Raw genomic sequence first — 17,084 nt, 5'->3', positions numbered from 1 at the left:
GGACGGGACGGGACATGGTCGGGGAGATGGACGGGGACACCTTCCGCCATTGGGCGCACGAGGCGGCGACCTTCGCGGCGGACTATCGCGAGACGCTGCGGGACCAGCCCGTCCGCGCCCGCACGAAGCCCGGCGAGATCGCGGCCCAGCTTCCGGAAAGCCCGCCGGAAGACGCGGAGCCCATGGATGCGCTCTTCGCCGATTTCCGCCGCATCATCGTGCCGGGCATGACCCACTGGCAGCACCCGCGCTTCTTCGCCTACTTCCCCGCCAACGCCAGCCCCGCCAGCGTGATCGCGGAGATGCTGTCCTCCGCCATGGGCGCGCAATGCCTGCTGTGGCAGACCTCGCCGGCCGCCACCGAGCTGGAGGGCGTGGCGCTGGACTGGCTGCGGCAGGCGGTGGGCCTGCCGGCGGACTTCACCGGCGTGATCCAGGATTCCGCCTCCTCCGCCACCCTCTGCGCCTTCCTCACCATGCGGGAGCGGGCGCTGGGCTTCACCGGCAACGCCACCGGCCTGTCGGGGCGGGAGCGGCTGCGGGTTTATGCTTCGGCGGAAGTTCATACCTCCATCGACCGGGCGGCGTGGGTGTCGGGCATCGGCCATGACAACCTCATCCGGATACCAACTGCTGGTCCGCTGCGGGGCATGGACCCGGCCGCTCTGGAGGCCGCCATCGCCGCCGACCTCGCCGCCGGGCACCGGCCGGCCGGACTCGTGCTGTGCATTGGTGGAACCGGCACTGGCGCGATGGATTCGGCACCTGAACTCATCCGAATCGCGCACCGGCATGGCCTGTTCGTCCATGTGGATGCCGCCTGGGCCGGCACCGCGATGATCTGCCCGGAGTTCCGGGATCTGTGGGCGGGGGTGGAAGCGGCGGACAGCATCGTCCTCAACCCGCACAAATGGCTGGGGGTGCAGTTCGACTGCTCCGCCCATTACCTCAGGAGCGTGGACGACCACCTGCGCACGCTGTCCATCCAGCCGGAGTATCTGAAGACCCACGGCCACGACGACATCACCAATTACAGCGAATGGACAGTCCAGCTCGGCCGCCGCTTCCGCGCGCTGAAGCTGTGGTTTGTCTTGCGTGCCCATGGACTTAACGGTCTCAGGGAGATGATGCGCAACCATGTGCGCTGGTCTCAGGCGCTCGCAGTTCGGCTCGCGCAGGAGCCGGGATTTTCGCTGGCGAGCACGCCGGTGCTCTCCCTCTTCACCTTCCGCCACGACCCCGGCGACGGGCGCGACCTCGACGCCCACATGCTGGCGATGCTCACCGCCATCAATGACGGCGGCGATCTCTATCTCACTCCCACCCGCATCGACGGCCATCTGGCCATCCGTTTCCAGGCGGGGGCCATGGAGACGACGGAAGGCGACGTGGACGCCGCCTTCCAGATCATCCGCGATACGGCCAGGGCCTTGTCCTGACTTAGCTTTCGGCCGCGGCGACCTCCGGGGCCTGCCACGCGCGGGTCGGCGCCCGGTCGCGGCCGGTGGTGGAGGCGGAGATCCCGTAATGGGCGGCGAGGCGGTCGAGGGCGAGGCACAGCACCACCTTGGCGGTGCGCGCCGGCCATCGGCGTTCCCGCTCCACCGTCTCCAACCCCTTGAGAAAGCAGCAGACGTCCAGCAGGACGCCGGACAATTCCGGCCCCACCGCCGTGAGCGCGCGGGACACCCGGAGCTTGGCCGCCAGCACCATGTCGGTGAAGGCTTCCGGCGTGCCGGCCCCCGACACCTCGCTCCAGCGGCTGGTGACGCGGGGGGTGAGATTGGCCCGGGTGAAATCGGCCCGGAGCCGTTCGCCCGCCTGAAGCTGGGCCGCATCCACCATGGTCCGGCCGTCCTTGCCCTGCCGCCGCGCCAGCCATGCGAGCGGGCTTTCCGCCGGATTGAAGCCGGGCGTGTCCGCCGCTGGCTTCGCTGTCGCCCGGCGCCGTCCCCGCCCGGAGGAGCAGGCGGAAGATACTGATTTCACGTCGCTTTCGCTTGCAGATTCCGTCGCCATGGTCACGCCTCCGCCGCCCAGCGCAGGCAGGCTTCCAGCCGGCCGACCTTCTGGTCGAACGCCGCGGCGTCCCGCAACTCCTCGATGCGCCGGCAGGCATGGGCGACGGTGGAGCGATCCCGCCCGAACGCCGCCGCCACCGCCGCCTGGGGCAGGCCGAGCCCCACATGGGCGAGATACATGGCGAGCTGACGCGCCAGCGCCACCGGCGCCGTGGAGCGGCTGTGCGAGAGCAGCGCCTCCACGGTCATTCCGGCGTCCGCCGCAGCCACCGCGACGGCCAGATGGCAGCAGGGTTTCGGGCCGGGCGGGCGGCACCGCCGCGAGGCGCGGACGGGGCCGGCGGACGGACGGGCGACCGAGGGGGCGGCGGGCAAGGGGCTCATCGGGGACGCTCACTGTAGGTAAAAATTCCTACATCAATCATCTGCTCTTGCAAGAGGAGGCGGATAGAGAATGCAACCTACGTTTGTGGATCAGAGAAATAAATGTCATACAAAACAGACATATAGCTGAATTGTGGTAGGTCTTTGCCATGTTAGCGAAATAGGAATTTATCCTCCTGTCCCCCGTGTCGTTCCAGCATCGCCCGATATCAGGGAGGAGCGGCATGGCCGGTGCGAATGGGAAGGGCAGACGGGCGCACGCCTTCGCGGCCGAGGCGGCCGATGTGCAGGTGGGGCGGCTGATGCGGGGGCTGGATGTGTTCTGCGAGGGGCCGGCGGGCATCGCACGGGCGCTGCGCGCGGCACGAAAGGCGGCGCGGGCCGGGGGTGCCGGCTATGATCCGGCCCGCCATGCGGCGCTGCTGCGGCTCCAGCGGCTTGGGCAAAAAGCAGAGTGCGCCCGCGCTCCGGCCAGTGCCGGGGCGCGGGCCGGGGCTCAGAGGCCTTCGAACAGCGCGGTCGAGAGATAGCGCTCGGCGAAGGAGGGGACGATGGCGACGATGGTCTTGCCGGCCATGTCGTCACGCACCGCCAGCTCCAAAGCGGCCGCCACGGCAGCGCCGGAGGAGATGCCGCCGGGAATGCCTTCATAGCGAGCGAGGGCGCGGGCGGTGTCGAAGGCGGTCTGGTTGCCCACCGTCACCACCTCGTCGATGATCGAGCGGTCGAGCACCTCCGGCACGAAGCCGGCGCCGATGCCCTGGATCTTGTGCGGGCCGGGAGGGCCGCCGGAGAGCACCGGGGAATCCTCCGGCTCCACCGCGATCATCTTGAGCGAGGCCTTGCGGGGCTTCAGCACCTGGCCGATGCCGGTGATGGTGCCGCCGGTGCCGACACCGGCCACCACGGCGTCCACCTTGCCGTTGGTGTCGTTCCAGATTTCCTCGGCGGTGGTGCGACGGTGCACCTCGGGGTTCGCCTTGTTCTTGAACTGCTGGGGCATCACCGCCTTGGGCATCTCGGCGATGATCTGCTCGGCCCGCGACACGGCGCCCTTCATGCCGAGGTTGGCGGGGGTCAGCACCAGCTCGGCGCCGAGCAGGGTCAGCATCTTGCGGCGCTCGATGGACATGCTCTCGGGCATGACCAGGATGAGCCGGTAGCCGCGCGCCGCCGCCACGAACGCGAGGGCGATGCCCGTGTTGCCGGAGGTCGGCTCCACCAGCACGGTGTCCGCATCGAGCGCGCCGGCCTCTTCCATCGCGTCGATCATGGCGACGCCGATGCGGTCTTTCACGCTGTTGATGGGATTGAAGAATTCGAGCTTGGCGAGAATGTCCGCCTTGGCCCCGCGCAGCTCGGGCAGCCGCTTGAGCCGCACCAGCGGCGTGTTGCCGATGGTCTCGGTGATGGAATCATAGACCCTGCCCCGGCCCACGAGGGGGGCGGAGGACACGATCTTGGCGGCGGGTTGTGCCATGGGCGATCTCCTTCTTGTCTTGTCTCGTCTGCTCCGGGCGGGCCTCCCGGCGCGCCGCGCAGCGTCCGGCACAAAGGGCGGGGGCCTGTCCTCGCGGGTGGGGAACGCTCTACCTCGGGGGAACTCTGGCTCGCGGACTAGACCCCTTTTCTGCACCCGGGTCGATTCCGGCGCGTCCGGCCGGGCCTCAGATGGCGAAGTCGATCCTCTCGTGCTCGGAGCCGTGGCCCTTGTCGTCGGCGGCGCGGCACAGGTCTTCGAGGGTCACGCCGTCGAGGGCGGTGTCGAACGTATCCTCGGCCGCCGCCACGGCGGGCTGGACCACTTCCGTCACCAGCGGCGGCAGGATGATTTCCTTCTCCTCCTCGGCGCCTTCAACCACCCGGACGATCTCGGCCACGGAGACCCGGCGGCGTTCCCGCGCCAGCTCGTAGCCGCCGCGCGGGCCGCGCACGCCCTTGAGGACGCCGGCATGGACGAGGGCCTGCAGCACCGGCTCCAGCCGGCGGGGGGGGAGTCCGTGGCGGGCGGCCAGCGCCTTGGCGGCAACCGGTGCGCCACGGGCATGGACGGCCACATCCACCACGGCGGCGATGGCGAGGAGGCTCTTGTCGGAAAGGCGCGGCATCGGAGGGACGGCTTCCTTTAAGGGCGGGCGTCTCGAAAGGTGAAACTGCTCCCAGCCGTCCACCGACGGCTAAATCACGGGGAACCGAGGCCTGTGGATCCAAAACCACCGGAACCGCGTGCAGTTTCGCTCAATTCTCCGATTTCTTCCAGCATTATTTGAACGACAGGCGCCACGACAAGCTGCGCGATCCGCATGCCGCGGCTGATTTCCAGGGTCTCGCGGCCGTGGTTGACGAGCAGCACGGCGATCTCGCCCCGGTAGTCGCAATCCACGGTGCCCGGCGCATTCAACACGGTAACTCCGTGGTTCTTGGCGAGGCCCGAGCGCGGCCGCACCTGCGCCTCGTAGCCGTCCGGCAGGGCGATGGCGAAGCCGGTGGGAATGGCGGCGCGCGCGCCCGGCGCCAGCAGCAGCGGCGCATCGGCCGGGAGCGCGCAGGCGAGGTCCATGCCGGCGGCGCCGGGGGTTGCATAGGCGGGCAGGGGCAGGCCGGCGGCGTGGGGCAGGCGCTGGATCTTCACGGAAGGCGATGTCACGGATGGGTTCCCGAGAGTTCGGCGGCGATGCGGGCGACGAGGTGGCGGGCGACCTCGGCTTTGGTGGCCGAGGGCCAGTCCTCCACGCCGGCGGCGGTGACGAGGTGCACGGTGTTGCTGTCGCCCCCCATGATGCCTGTGGCGGGGGACACGTCATTGGCGACGATCCAGTCGCAGCCCTTGCGCAGGCGCTTGTCGCGCGCATGGGCCACCACCTGCTCGGTCTCCGCCGCGAAGCCGACCACCAGGCGCGGGCGTAGGGTGTGGTGGCGCGACACCGAGGCGAGGATGTCGGGATTCTCCACCAGCGTCAGGGTGGGGGCGCCGCCGCCGTCCTTCTTGATCTTCTGCTCCGATGCGTCCGCCACCCGCCAGTCGGCGACCGCCGCGGCGAAGACGGCGGCTTCCACCGGCAGGTTCTCTTCCACGGCGGCCAGCATGTCGCGGGCGCTCTCCACGTGGATCACCCGCACGCCCGCGGGGTCCGCCGCCTCGGCCGGGCCGGAGACCAGCACCACCTCGGCGCCGGCGGCGCGGGCCGCTGCGGCGATGGCATGGCCCTGCTTGCCGGAGGAGCGATTGGCGATGTAGCGCACCGGGTCGATGGGCTCGTGGGTCGGGCCGGAGGTGACGAGGACGCGTCTTCCCGCGAGCAGCCGCGACGCGCCGTCGTCGAAATGGGCCTCGATGGCGGCGAGGATCTCCATGGGCTCCGCCATGCGGCCCTCGCCGAACTCACCGCGTTCGGCCATCGCGCCCGAATTGGGACCGACCACCGAAACCCCGTCCGCCTTGAGCTGGGCGACGTTGCGGCGGGTGGCGGGATGCGCCCACATGCGCGGGTTCATGGCAGGGGCGACGAGCACCGGCTTGTCGGTGGCGAGCAGGCAGGTGGTGGCGAGGTCGTCGCCGAGGCCGTGCGCCATGCGGGCCAGAAGATCGGCGGTGGCCGGCGCCACCACCAGGAGGTCCGCCTCCCGCGACAGCCGAATGTGGCCGATGTCGTGCTCGGCCGTCAGATCGAACAGGTCGGTGAACACCCGCTCGCCGGTGATCGCGCCCACCGACAGCGGCGTCACGAATCGCCCGGCCGCCTCGGTCATGATGGCGCGGACCGTGGCGCCGCGCTCCTTCAGGCGGCGCGCCAGCTCGAGGCACTTGTACGCGGCAATGCCACCCCCGATGAGGAGGAGGATGCGCTTGTCCTTCAGCATCGGCGGCTCCCTTGGCGTCGCTCCCGGCGTCGTCCTGCCGCAGTACAGCACGCAATGGTCGCCATGCAACGCGCCCTGCTCCCGAACGGGAGCCCGCGGAGGCATCCAGGTGCGAATTCTGATCCGTGCAGCCCAGAGTAGTTGCGGGGTGTATCGCTACCCGAAATTACATTCCCGGCGTCTCCGACCTGTCGAGCCGTGGGAATGTAAAGAAACGCGCGAAGAAAATCGTGACCGGCGGTACGATTACCCGCCGCCCGCGCGCCTCGCGTGCTGGCGCAGGGCGGAATTGACCATTAGAATCTGTCACATGAGAGGTATCACGGGGCAGGTCGGGAACTTGGACGGGGCTGGAGGCGTTGGGGACGCTCGTCTCAGCGCGTTTGGCGGCGAGTTCGTCGATCCGGCCACGGAGCAGCAGTTCCGTGCCGCCTGCCTGGAAGAGGCCCGGCGCCACGGGCGTTTCCTGTTCGCCGCCTCTGTGATTCTCAACGCTTTGTTCCTGCTGAGCGACTGGCGATTCGCCGGGACCGGGCATTTCGTGGTGGCGGTGAGTGCGCGCTTCGTGGTCGTCGCGCTGTCGCTGCTCTGCCTGGTGGCGGTTCAGGTCGCGACCACGCCGGGACGGATGACCGCCATCTACCTCGTCTGGCTCTGGGGCATATCGGCGGCCATCGCGGTGCTGGTGAGTTCGCACAGCGACCTCGCCCTGTTCGTGGTGATGCTGCTGCCGACGGTCTTCTATCTGGCCGTTCCCCTGCCGTTCGGCTGGCTCGTCTCCAGCGGCTTCGGGGCGAGCGCCCTGTTGCTGTTCGGCTATCTCGACCGTTCGACAGGCTGGCAGATGGCGGTGGGCCTCGCCCTCGCCGTCGCCGTGCTCAACACCATGCTGGCGCTCGTCGCCGGCCGTGCCAACCGCACGGAGCGGCGCTTCTGGTCGGTGGTGCGGGCGGAGCGGGAGGCGAACGAGAAGCTGCGCGCCAGCGAGGACATCCTGGAGAACACCTTCGAGGCCGTGCCCATTCCCCTGGTGGTGGCGCGGCTGGAGGACGGGCGGTACATCAAGTCCAACGAGGCCGCGCGGCGCTTCTACGGCGGGACCTTCGACCTGCCCGATGCCGGCGGCCTGTGGGACGCGGCGCTCGGCGGCAAGGATGCCCAGTCGCTTCGCGACCGTCTGCGCCGCGACGGCATCGCCACCGAGTTCGAAACCACGGTGACGCTCGCCGATGGCGAGGAACGGCAGGTGGTGCTGGCGGCCGCGGTGACGCCCTCCGGCCCCTCGCCCAATCTCGTCGCGGCCCTGGTGGACGTCACCGACCGCCGCGCCGCCGAGCGGCAGGCGCGCTATGCGGCGAGCCACGACGCCCTCACCGGCCTGCCCAACCGGGCCGCCTTCCACGAGGGACTCGAGGCCGCGCTCGCCCGGCGCAAGCCCGGGCAGGGCATCTGCGTGCTGCTGATGGATCTCGACGGGCTCAAGGACGTCAACGACACCCTGGGCCACGATGCCGGCGACGCGGTGCTGATGGAGACGGCGCACCGGCTCGACGCCCTCGTCGACCAGCCGGCCCTCATCGCCCGGCTCGGCGGCGACGAATTCGTCTGCGCCGTCGAGGGGCCGGACCCGGTAGGGCTCGGCCGGCGCCTCGCCCAGAGTCTCCTCTCCGAGCTGCGCCGGCCGCTGCTGCATGCGGGCCGGCACTTCACGACGCGCGCGAGCGTCGGCATCGCGGCCTGCCCCGAGCACGATTGCACCTATGGCGAGCTGATGAAGGACGCCGACCTCGCCCTCTATGCCGCCAAGCAGCAGGGCCGCAACCGCGTGGTCGTCTACGCGCCGGCCATGCGACAGGCCGTTCTGGAGCGCGTGGCGCTGAACCGGGCCATGATCGGCGCCCTCGCCGATGACGAGATCGTGCCCTACTACCAGCCCAAGGTGTCGCTCATCACGGGGCGCCTCGCCGGGGTGGAGGCGCTGGTGCGCTGGCGGCGCTCGCCGCACAGCATCCTTTCGCCCTCCGCCTTCGAGGCCGCGCTCTCCGACCCCGAACTCGCGGTGCTGATCGGCGAGCGCATGGTGCGCCGGGTGGCGAGCGACGTGCGCAGCTGGATCGAGCTTGGCTACGATTGCGGCCGCGTCGCCATCAACCTCGCGCCTGCCCAGTTTACCAACCGCGACCTCGCGCCCACCCTGCTGCGCCAATTCCACGCCGCGGGCGTGGAACCCTCGCATTTCGACGTGGAGATCACCGAGACCGTCTTCCTCGGGCGCAGCTCCGACCATGTGGCGCCGATCCTCGACGAGCTGAACCGCGCGGGTGTGCGCGTGGCCCTCGACGATTTCGGCACCGGCTATGCCGGCCTCATCCACCTCAAGCAATTGCCCATCGATACCATCAAGATCGACCAGAGCTTCGTGAAGGACATCGAACGCGATGCCTTCGACACCGCCATCGTCTGCGCGGTGATCGAGCTTGGCCGCAAGCTCGGCATGCGGGTAGTGGCCGAGGGGCTGGAGACGGCGGGACAGGCCCGGTTCCTGCGCGACAACGGGTGCGAGCTGGCGCAGGGCTTCCTGTTCTTCCGCCCGCTCGCCGCGCCCGAGATGACCGCTCTCCTGCGGGCCGAGCGTCCGGACACGGCCGCCGCCCGCCTCGCCTTGTTCGAGGCGCGCTGAGCGTGGGGTGACTGAAGGGGACGCCGGTCCCCTGTCCTTTACGCTGCACTGCGAAAGGCATTGTGAGGAAAGTTGCGGCAAGTAGAGGGCCGGTGATTTCGCAGCGCGAAATCTTTTTGCCGGCGAGACGGCCATTTCGTCCCTTCTCTGACAAGCAGGCGCCCGATGGCCGCCGCAAATGGCCAAGTTGTCGCAGCAAACGCGACAATTGACGTGGCCGTGCTCAAACAAGCATCAAATCTTGCCCTCACCTTGGGCACGACATGCGAATGAAACTAAATCAAAGTGTCGCTAATCAGACAAAAATGGGTGGGGACGGTGCCTGGGGTGATGGAGAGAGCACCATGGTTCAGCAGGAAGCGTTGCAAATCGAGCGCGAGCAGCCTCGACATCATGTGCCCCTCGTTTCACTGAGCGACGTGGCTCTGACCGGGATCTACGAGATCTCGAAGATTCTGACGGCCCCGAATCGCCTCGAAACCACGCTGTCGAGTGTGGTTAATCTTCTGTCGTCCTTCATGCAGATGCGCCATGGCGTGATTTCGCTGCTGGAAGATGACGGCATTCCCGACATCACCGTCGGCGGCGGCTGGAACGAAGGCACCGATGCGCGCTACCGCGCGCGCCTGCCGGAAAAGGCCATCGGACAGGTGATCGCCACGGCTGTGCCGCTGATCGCCGAGAACGTCGCCTCCCACCCCGCCTTCAGCGAGGCCGACGCGCAGGCGCTCGGCGCCAGCGAAGACACCCGCGTGTCCTTCATCGGCGTGCCGATCCGTGTCGCCTCCAGGGTCATCGGAACGCTGACCATCGACCGTGTGTGGGACGGCCGCTCCGTGTTTCGGCTCGATTCGGATGTGCGCTTCCTCACCATGGTGGCGAACCTCATCGGCCAGACGGTGCAGCTCCATCGCGTCGTCTCGCGTGATCGCGAGCGGCTGATGGCGGAAAGCGGCCGCCTGCAGAAGGAATTGTTGGAGCTGAAGCCGTCCACCGTCGGCCGCGAGCGCAAGCGCGTCTATGTGGACGGCATCATCGGCGACAGCCGCGAAATCCGCGGCCTGCTCGACAAGATCATGATCGTCGCCAAGTCCCATTCGCCCGTGCTGCTGCGCGGTGAATCGGGCACCGGCAAGGAATTGATCGCGAAAGCCATCCACGAGCTCTCGCCCCGCGCCAAGGGGCCGTTCATCAAGCTCAACTGCGCCGCGCTGCCCGAATCCGTTCTGGAATCCGAGCTGTTCGGCCATGAGAAGGGGGCCTTCACCGGCGCCGTCGGCGCGCGCAAGGGCCGCTTTGAGCTTGCCGACAAGGGCACGCTCTTCCTCGACGAGATCGGCGAGATTTCCCCCGCCTTTCAGGCCAAGCTGCTGCGCGTGTTGCAGGAGCAGGAATTCGAGCGGGTCGGCGGCAGCCACACGCTGAAGGTGAACGTGCGCGTCGTCGCCGCCACCAACCGGAACCTCGAGGAGGCGGTGGCCAAGAACGAGTTCCGCGCCGACCTCTACTACCGCATCAGCGTCATCCCGGTGATCGTGCCCTCCCTGCGCGACCGGCGCGGCGACATCCCGCTCCTGGCCAACGAATTCCTCGACCGCTTCAACCGCGAGAACGGCCGCGACCTGCACTTCAATCAGGACGCTATGGACGTGCTGATGGGCTGCGGCTTCCCCGGCAATGTGCGCGAGCTGGAGAATTGCGTGCAGCGGACCGCCACCCTGGCGCAGGGCGGTAACATTGTCGGCGACGACTTCGCCTGTCGTCACAACGAATGCCTGTCGGCGCTCCTGTGGCGCAGCCCGGCGGATGCGCCGCAGACGCGCCGCCCCATGGAAATCCCCCTGCCGGTGATGCCGCCGCTCTCCGCCATCAGTAGCGAGGCGGCCAATTCCAACACGGTGCCGCGCCTGCCACCGCTGACCGTACCGGTTCCCGTGTCCGCCCCGGCCATGCCGGTGCGCGCTGCCGACGCAGACGAGGAATTGTCCGAGCGCGAACGGCTGGTGGATGCGATGGAGCGGGCCGGCTGGGTTCAGGCCAAGGCCGCGCGCCTGCTCGGCCTCACGCCGCGCCAGATCGGCTACGCTCTCAAGAAGCACGACATCGAGATCAAGCGCTTCTGATTGGTCTCAGCCGCGGGTCTCGGCCCCGGCAGCACCTGCACCGACAAAGCCCTCTCCGCCCGGCGGGGAGGGCTTTGTCGTGCCGGCTGGACGTGGCCGGCGATCAGGCCCGGCACCCCGGACACAGGACGCGCGCGCTGTAGCACTTGCGACACCTTGTCGGGTGAACGACAGCGGTCGATGACTCCTGCCCAGAAGAATAACAATTAAAAATCAAAGCATTGCCCGATGGCACGTTGCTTGAAAGAGGGGTTGCGCCTGCCAATCTGCACAGTGCGGAGCTAGCCCATGGCCTACAAGATCGTCGCGTCCCAGTGCACCGTCTGCGGTGCCTGTGAGTTCGAGTGCCCGAATGCTGCCATCAGCCTCAAGCGGGACATGTATGTGATCGACCCCAAGAAGTGCACGGAGTGCGAGGGGCATTTCGACAAGCCCCAGTGCGCCGTGGTCTGCCCGGTGGAGAATACCTGCGTCCCGGCATGATCCCCGGCGCTGCGGCGGGGATGCCGGCCCGATCGGTTCCGCACGGACCCATCCCTGCTGGTCCCGGCGGGCATTCCCTCCACCGAATACGAGATCGGAGCCGTCCGGGCTCCGCTCCTCACCCCCTGCGCGCGGCGCCCGGCGCCGCAGCCTGACAGTTGAACGGAGGACCAGATGGCGGCCGTACAGGACACAGTCGAACAGGTTCGCTCCATCGACGTCGACCAGTACAAATACGGATTCGAGACCAACATCGAATCCGAGAAGGCGCCGAAGGGCCTTTCCGAAGAGGTGATCCGCTTCATCTCGGCCAAGAAGGAAGAGCCGGAGTGGATGCTGCAGTGGCGCCTCGACGCCTACGCCCGCTGGCTCACCATGCAGGAGCCGGAGTGGGCGCGCGTCAGCTACCCGCAGATCGATTTCCAGGACCTCTACTATTATTCGCAGCCGAAGAAGTTCAAGGCGCCGAAGTCCCTCGACGAGGTCGACCCGGAAATCCTGAAGACTTATGAAAAGCTCGGAATTCCGCTGCGCGAGCAGGTGATTCTCGCCGGCGTCGAAATCCCCGAGGGCGAGCGGCCGAAGATCGCCGTGGATGCGGTGTTCGATTCGGTGTCCGTTGCCACCACCTTCAAGGAGGAGCTGAAGGCCGCGGGCGTGATCTTCATGCCCATCTCCGAGGCCCTGCGCGAGCATCCCGATCTGGTGAAGCAGTATCTGGGCAGCGTGGTGCCGGCGACCGACAATTACTATGCGACGCTGAACCAGGCGGTGTTCTCGGACGGCTCGTTCGTCTACATCCCGCCGGGCGTGCGCTGCCCGATGGAGCTGAGCACCTACTTCCGTATCAACGAGAAGAATACGGGCCAGTTCGAGCGCACCCTCATCATCGCCGACAAGGGCTCCTACGTCTCCTATCTCGAAGGCTGCACCGCGCCCATGCGCGACGAGAACCAGCTGCACGCCGCCGTGGTGGAACTGGTCGCCCTCGATGATGCCGAGATCAAGTATTCCACCGTCCAGAACTGGTACCCCGGCGATGCCGAGGGCAAGGGCGGCATCTACAATTTCGTGACCAAGCGCGGCGACTGCCGCGGCAAGAATTCCAAGATTTCGTGGACGCAGGTGGAAACCGGCTCGGCCATCACCTGGAAGTATCCGAGCTGCGTGCTGCGCGGTGAGGGGTCTTCCGGCGAGTTCTATTCCATCGCCATTTCCAACGGCCGCCAGCAGGTGGATTCCGGCACCAAGATGATCCATCTCGGCAAGAACACCACGAGCCGGATCATTTCCAAGGGCATCTCGGCCGGCAAGTCCAACAACACCTATCGCGGCCTCGTCTCGGCCCACCGCAAGGCGGCCGGGGCCCGCAACTTCACCAATTGCGACTCGCTGCTCATCGGTGACCTCTGCGGCGCGCACACCGTGCCGTATATCGAGGCCAAGAACCCCACGGCGCAGTTCGAGCACGAGGCGACCACCTCGAAGATCTCGGAAGACATGCTGTTCTACTGCATGCAGCGCGGCCTCTCGCAGGAGGATGCTGTCGCGCTCGTGGTGAACGGCTTCGTCCGGGATGTGCTCCAGCAGCTTCCCATGGAGTTCGCCGTCGAGGCGCAGAAGCTCATTTCCATCAGCCTGGAAGGCAGCGTCGGCTGACGCGCCTTCCGTTCCTTGTGTTCAGGTCGCGTCGCCGGGCAACAATAACCAGAGGATCTTCACCATGGCTCCCCTTCTCGAAATCAAGGACCTCCATGCCGAGATCGCTGGGGGGCGCAAGATCATCAACGGGATGAACCTCACCATCAATCCCGGCGAGGTGCACGCCATCATGGGGCCGAACGGCGCCGGCAAATCCACCCTCTCCTATGTCCTCTCCGGCAAGCCGGGCTACGAGATCACCGGCGGCGAGGTCATCTTCCGGGGTGTGAACCTGCTCGATCTGTCGCCCGACGAGCGCGCGGCGCAGGGCCTGTTCCTCTGCTTCCAGTATCCGCTGGAAATCCCCGGCGTCTCCAACATGGCGTTCCTGCACACGGCGGTGAACAGCCAGCGCAAGAAGCGCGGCGAGGTGGAGCTGACCTCCCCCGAGCTGGTGCGCAAGGTGCGCGAGCTGGGCAAGACGCTCGGCATCGACGCCGACATGCTCAAGCGCCCGGTGAATGTGGGCTTCTCCGGCGGTGAGAAGAAGCGCAACGAAACCCTCCAGATGATGCTGCTGGAGCCCTATTTCTGCGTGCTGGACGAGGCGGATTCCGGCCTCGACATCGACGCGCTCAAAGTGGTCTCCAACGGCGTCAACGCGCTGCGCTCGCCCGAGCGCTCCATGCTGGTGATCACCCACTACCAGCGCCTGCTCGATTACATCGTGCCGGACGTGGTGCATGTGTTCAACGCTGGCCGCATCGTCCACACCGGCGGCAAGGAGCTGGCGCTGGAGCTCGAGGCCACCGGCTACGCCCAGTACCAGAGCGAGGCCGCGTGATGGCCACGGCAGCTCCGGCACTCGTCCGCCCCATGAAGACCGGCGCCGAACTGGCGCTGGCCGAGACCTTCGCCGCCGTTCGCGCCAGCCTGCCCGGTGGCCCCGACGTTGCGGCCCAGCGCACCGCGGCCTTCGACACCTTCGCCGATGCGGGCCTGCCGCACCGCCGGGTGGAAAGCTGGAAATACACCGACCTGCGCGCCCTGATGCGCGACGCCAAGCCCCTCGCGCCGCTGCCGGATGCGGATGCCAAGGCGAAGGCGGTGGCTGCCGGCAGCCTGTTCTCGACGCTCGGCTTCCGCCGCCTCGTGGTGGCGAACGGCACCTTCGTGCCGGAGCTGTCGGACCTTGCGGATCTGGAGCCCGGCCTCACCATCGCCTCCATGGCGGATGCGCTGGCTGATCCCGCCGGCCTTCCGGCGAGCTACCTCGGCCGCACCGTTGCCTCTTCGGATGCCGTGCTCGCCCTCAACACCGCGCTCATGGGCGACGGCGTGGTGGTGCATGTGGCCGCAGGCGCAGCTGTCACGCGGCCGGTGGAGCTGGTGTTCGTGACCACGGCCGAGACCCCGGTCGCCGCCTTCACCCGCTCGCTGGTGGTGGTGGAAGATGGCGCCCGCCTTTCCCTCGTCGAGAGCCACGAAGGGCCTGCGGGCATCGCCTATCAGGTCAATACGGCGCTGGAGCTGGTGGTGGGCGCGGGCGCGACCTTCGAGCGCGTCAAGGTGACGACCGAAGGCAGCGACGCCGTGCATCTCGCCACCATGCTGGCGAAAGTGGCGGCCGATGCGAGCTTCTCCAACACCTTCTTCACCACCGGCGGCGCCGTGGTGCGCAACCAGCTTCTGCTGCATCTCGCGGGTGAGAACGTGAAGGCCCACATGGGCGGCGTGAGCCTGCTCGCGGGCAAGCAGCACGCCGACACCATGCTCTCCGTCGATCACGCGGCGCCGGCCGGCGAGAGCCGGGAGTCCTTCCGCGCGGTGTTGGACGGCGCCTCGCAGGATATCTTCCAGGGCAAGATCGCCGTGCGCCAGGCGGCGCAGAAGACCGACGCCCGGATGCTCAGCCGCGCGCTGCTGCTGACCGAGACGGCGGAATCCTGCAACAAGCCCGAGCTGGAGATCTTCGCCGACGACGTGCAGTGCGGCCATGGCTGCACCACCGGCACGCTCGACCAGCAGATCAAGTTCTATCTCATGGCCCGCGGCATCCCCGCCAAGGAGGCCGAGGCGCTCCTGATCCAGGCCTTCGTCGGCGAGGTGATCGACGCCATCGGCGAGGAGGGCATCCGCACCGCCCTCGCCGAGGCGACGCGCGCCTGGCTGCTGGGACGGGAGTGAACCATGACCGCTCTTCACCCCGCGGTCTCGAACGGTTCCTACGATGTGATGCGCGTGCGCGAGGATTTTCCGATCCTCGACCTCAAGGTCAACGGCAAGCCGCTGGTCTATCTCGACAACGGCGCCTCGGCCCAGAAGCCGAAGGCGGTGCTCGACCGCATCCAGCAGGTCTACACCTCCGAATATGCCAACGTGCACCGCGGCCTGCACTATCTCGCCAATGCGGCGACCGAGGCCTATGAGGGCGGCCGCCATGCGGTGCAGCGCTTCCTCAACGCCGCGCGGCCGGAAGAGATCATCTTCACCCGCAGCGCCACGGAGGCGATCAACCTCGTCGCCGCCACTTTCGGCAAGACGCGCATCAAGGCGGGCGACGAGATCGTCCTCTCCATCATGGAGCACCACGCCAACATCGTGCCGTGGCACTTCCTGCGTGAGAACCAGGGCGCGGTGCTGAAGTGGGCGCCGGTGGACGACGAGGGCAACTTCCTCCTCGACGAATTCGAGAAGCTGCTCACGGACCGCACCAAGCTGGTGGCCATCACCCAGATGTCCAACGTGCTGGGTACCGCCGTCCCGGTGAAGGAGGTGGTGAAGATCGCCCATGCGCGCGGCATCCCCGTGCTGGTGGACGGCTCCCAGGGCGCGGTCCATCTCGACGTGGACGTGCAGGACATCGACTGCGACTTCTACATCATCACCGGCCACAAGCTCTATGGCCCCACGGGCATCGGCGCGCTCTACGGCAAGTATGAGCATCTCGAGGCCATGCCGCCCTTCAACGGCGGCGGCGAGATGATCCGGGTGGTGCGGCAGGATTCGGTCACCTATGGCGATCCGCCCCATCGGTTCGAGGCGGGCACGCCGGCCATCGTGCAGGCCGCGGGGCTCGGGGCCGCGCTGGACTACATCCAGTCCATCGGCAAGGCGCGCATCCGTGCCCACGAGAACGAGCTGTGCCGCTATGCGCAGGAGCGGCTGGGCGAGCTGAACTCGGTGCGCATCATCGGCACCGCCAAGGAGAAGGGCGCCATCATCTCGTTCGAGATCGCCGGTGCCCATGCCCACGACTTCGCGACGCTGATCGACAATGACGGCATCGCGGTGCGTGCGGGCACCCATTGCGCCATGCCGCTGCTGGAGCGGTTCGGCGTCGCGGCCACCTGCCGCGCCTCGTTCGGCCTCTACAACACCCGCGAGGAAGTGGACCGCTTCGTCGCGGCCCTGAGCAAGGCGCAGGAGCTGATCGGCTGACGCCGGCGCCGACGGGCGCGGGTTCTCGGTTTTGTGGACTGCAACGGGTCGGCTTTGCCGGCCCGTTTTGCGTTGGGGTGCTCCTGTCGAGGGGCAAGGTCGAAAATGCGACACGCGGCCCGGAACGGTGATTGTCGGCTTTCGACAGGGGGTATGGGCGGGGCTGGCAGTGTCCTGTTTCAAACAGCCCTAAACTGGCATGTCGGCCGCCAAAACGGGTGTGTCGGGTTCTGAACATGCCCGTCGGAACGCCGTAACATATTGATTTTATGAGATAAAAAATCCGAAAAATCGCTGGCACACTCGTTGCTACTCCTCTGTCAGGCGCCAGGCTGCTGGCTGGTGGGCTCCGGAAGGGCCCCGTCCGCATCCGCGCCGGAGTGCAACGTCCCCGGGCCCGTCTGCGTGCCCCGCAGCGGTCCGGAGACCACCGAATCCTCGTTTGAAGGT

The 17,084-nt window shown here is 67.6% G+C and carries 14 protein-coding genes; 8 read left to right on the top strand and 6 right to left on the bottom strand.

The genetic code is table 11. The features are described 5' to 3' along the window. Positions 1-26 precede the first annotated feature (26 nt). The gene (locus tag V5F74_RS22380) at positions 27-1,439 is read left to right on the top strand and encodes a pyridoxal phosphate-dependent decarboxylase family protein (protein ID WP_394010118.1); all 1,413 of its coding nucleotides are present in this window, start codon (positions 27-29) and stop codon (positions 1,437-1,439) included. A gap of 1 nt (position 1,440) precedes the next feature. Here V5F74_RS22380 and V5F74_RS22375 read toward each other — a convergent pair whose 3' ends face one another. The 6 genes from V5F74_RS22375 to coaBC all read right to left on the bottom strand — a co-directional run bounded on the left by V5F74_RS22375 (position 1,441) and on the right by coaBC (position 6,266). Next, a complete protein-coding gene (locus tag V5F74_RS22375; protein ID WP_394010018.1) occupies positions 1,441-2,019 on the bottom strand; it encodes a DUF6456 domain-containing protein in 579 nt (192 codons plus the stop codon). A 2-nt stretch (positions 2,020-2,021) separates the two neighbouring features. Then, on the bottom strand, positions 2,022-2,405 hold the full coding sequence (locus tag V5F74_RS22370) for a helix-turn-helix domain-containing protein (RefSeq protein WP_394010017.1): 384 nt from the start codon (positions 2,403-2,405) through the stop codon (positions 2,022-2,024). Between the two features lie 496 nt (positions 2,406-2,901). Beyond that, complete coding sequence (gene cysK, locus V5F74_RS22365; RefSeq protein WP_024281084.1) at positions 2,902-3,885, bottom strand: cysteine synthase A; 984 nt, start codon at positions 3,883-3,885, stop codon at positions 2,902-2,904. A gap of 187 nt (positions 3,886-4,072) precedes the next feature. Continuing rightward, positions 4,073-4,513, bottom strand: a complete 441-nt coding sequence (locus V5F74_RS22360) for an RrF2 family transcriptional regulator (protein ID WP_024281083.1) — start codon at positions 4,511-4,513, stop codon at positions 4,073-4,075. Positions 4,514-4,587: 74 nt separating this feature from the next. Further along, positions 4,588-5,052 carry a dUTP diphosphatase gene (gene dut / locus V5F74_RS22355; RefSeq protein WP_394010016.1) on the bottom strand — a complete coding sequence of 155 codons (465 nt, stop codon included), beginning with the start codon at positions 5,050-5,052 and terminating at the stop codon, positions 4,588-4,590. Next, positions 5,049-6,266, bottom strand: a complete 1,218-nt coding sequence (gene coaBC / locus V5F74_RS22350; RefSeq protein WP_394010015.1) for a bifunctional phosphopantothenoylcysteine decarboxylase/phosphopantothenate--cysteine ligase CoaBC — start codon at positions 6,264-6,266, stop codon at positions 5,049-5,051. Before coaBC ends, dut begins: the two co-directional genes overlap by 4 nt. Positions 6,267-6,606: 340 nt before the next feature. Here coaBC and V5F74_RS22345 point away from each other — a divergent pair, with 340 nt between their 5' ends. The 7 genes from V5F74_RS22345 to V5F74_RS22315 all read left to right on the top strand — a co-directional run bounded on the left by V5F74_RS22345 (position 6,607) and on the right by V5F74_RS22315 (position 16,634). After that, positions 6,607-8,946 carry a putative bifunctional diguanylate cyclase/phosphodiesterase gene (locus tag V5F74_RS22345; RefSeq protein WP_051678847.1) on the top strand — a complete coding sequence of 780 codons (2,340 nt, stop codon included), beginning with the start codon at positions 6,607-6,609 and terminating at the stop codon, positions 8,944-8,946. Positions 8,947-9,290: 344 nt separating this feature from the next. Next, positions 9,291-11,069 carry a nif-specific transcriptional activator NifA gene (gene nifA / locus V5F74_RS22340; RefSeq protein WP_029555940.1) on the top strand — a complete coding sequence of 593 codons (1,779 nt, stop codon included), beginning with the start codon at positions 9,291-9,293 and terminating at the stop codon, positions 11,067-11,069. A gap of 288 nt (positions 11,070-11,357) precedes the next feature. Further along, entirely contained in the window at positions 11,358-11,552 is a 195-nt protein-coding gene (locus tag V5F74_RS22335) for a 4Fe-4S binding protein (protein WP_029555939.1), read from the top strand. Between the two features lie 174 nt (positions 11,553-11,726). Further along, positions 11,727-13,211: a Fe-S cluster assembly protein SufB gene (sufB, locus tag V5F74_RS22330; protein WP_024281077.1), complete on the top strand. Its 1,485-nt coding sequence runs from the start codon at positions 11,727-11,729 to the stop codon at positions 13,209-13,211. Next, a complete protein-coding gene (gene sufC / locus V5F74_RS22325) occupies positions 13,129-14,037 on the top strand; it encodes a Fe-S cluster assembly ATPase SufC (RefSeq protein WP_449361634.1) in 909 nt (302 codons plus the stop codon). Before sufB ends, sufC begins: the two co-directional genes overlap by 83 nt. Beyond that, positions 14,037-15,380: a Fe-S cluster assembly protein SufD gene (gene sufD, locus V5F74_RS22320; protein ID WP_394010014.1), complete on the top strand. Its 1,344-nt coding sequence runs from the start codon at positions 14,037-14,039 to the stop codon at positions 15,378-15,380. Before sufC ends, sufD begins: the two co-directional genes overlap by 1 nt. A gap of 3 nt (positions 15,381-15,383) precedes the next feature. Continuing rightward, positions 15,384-16,634, top strand: a complete 1,251-nt coding sequence (locus V5F74_RS22315) for a cysteine desulfurase (RefSeq protein ID WP_394010013.1) — start codon at positions 15,384-15,386, stop codon at positions 16,632-16,634. The last annotated feature ends 450 nt before the right edge of the window (positions 16,635-17,084 follow it).

The organism is Xanthobacter aminoxidans, assembly GCF_043193615.1.
Classification (GTDB): Bacteria; Pseudomonadota; Alphaproteobacteria; order Rhizobiales; family Xanthobacteraceae; genus Xanthobacter; species Xanthobacter aminoxidans.
The sequence above is the reverse complement of the archived record's forward strand: the minus strand, read 5'-3'. Positions and strand labels throughout refer to the sequence as shown.

Coding starts and splice junctions, on each gene's coding strand:
- V5F74_RS22380 (WP_394010118.1), top strand. CDS start 27: ATGGACGGGGACACCTTCCGCCATTGGGCGCACGAGGCGGCGACCTTC.
- V5F74_RS22375 (WP_394010018.1), bottom strand. CDS start 2,019: ATGGCGACGGAATCTGCAAGCGAAAGCGACGTGAAATCAGTATCTTCC.
- V5F74_RS22370 (WP_394010017.1), bottom strand. CDS start 2,405: ATGAGCCCCTTGCCCGCCGCCCCCTCGGTCGCCCGTCCGTCCGCCGGC.
- cysK (WP_024281084.1), bottom strand. CDS start 3,885: ATGGCACAACCCGCCGCCAAGATCGTGTCCTCCGCCCCCCTCGTGGGC.
- V5F74_RS22360 (WP_024281083.1), bottom strand. CDS start 4,513: ATGCCGCGCCTTTCCGACAAGAGCCTCCTCGCCATCGCCGCCGTGGTG.
- coaBC (WP_394010015.1), bottom strand. CDS start 6,266: ATGCTGAAGGACAAGCGCATCCTCCTCCTCATCGGGGGTGGCATTGCC.
- nifA (WP_029555940.1), top strand. CDS start 9,291: ATGGTTCAGCAGGAAGCGTTGCAAATCGAGCGCGAGCAGCCTCGACAT.
- V5F74_RS22335 (WP_029555939.1), top strand. CDS start 11,358: ATGGCCTACAAGATCGTCGCGTCCCAGTGCACCGTCTGCGGTGCCTGT.
- sufB (WP_024281077.1), top strand. CDS start 11,727: ATGGCGGCCGTACAGGACACAGTCGAACAGGTTCGCTCCATCGACGTC.
- sufC (WP_449361634.1), top strand. CDS start 13,129: ATGTGCTCCAGCAGCTTCCCATGGAGTTCGCCGTCGAGGCGCAGAAGC.
- sufD (WP_394010014.1), top strand. CDS start 14,037: ATGGCCACGGCAGCTCCGGCACTCGTCCGCCCCATGAAGACCGGCGCC.
- V5F74_RS22315 (WP_394010013.1), top strand. CDS start 15,384: ATGACCGCTCTTCACCCCGCGGTCTCGAACGGTTCCTACGATGTGATG.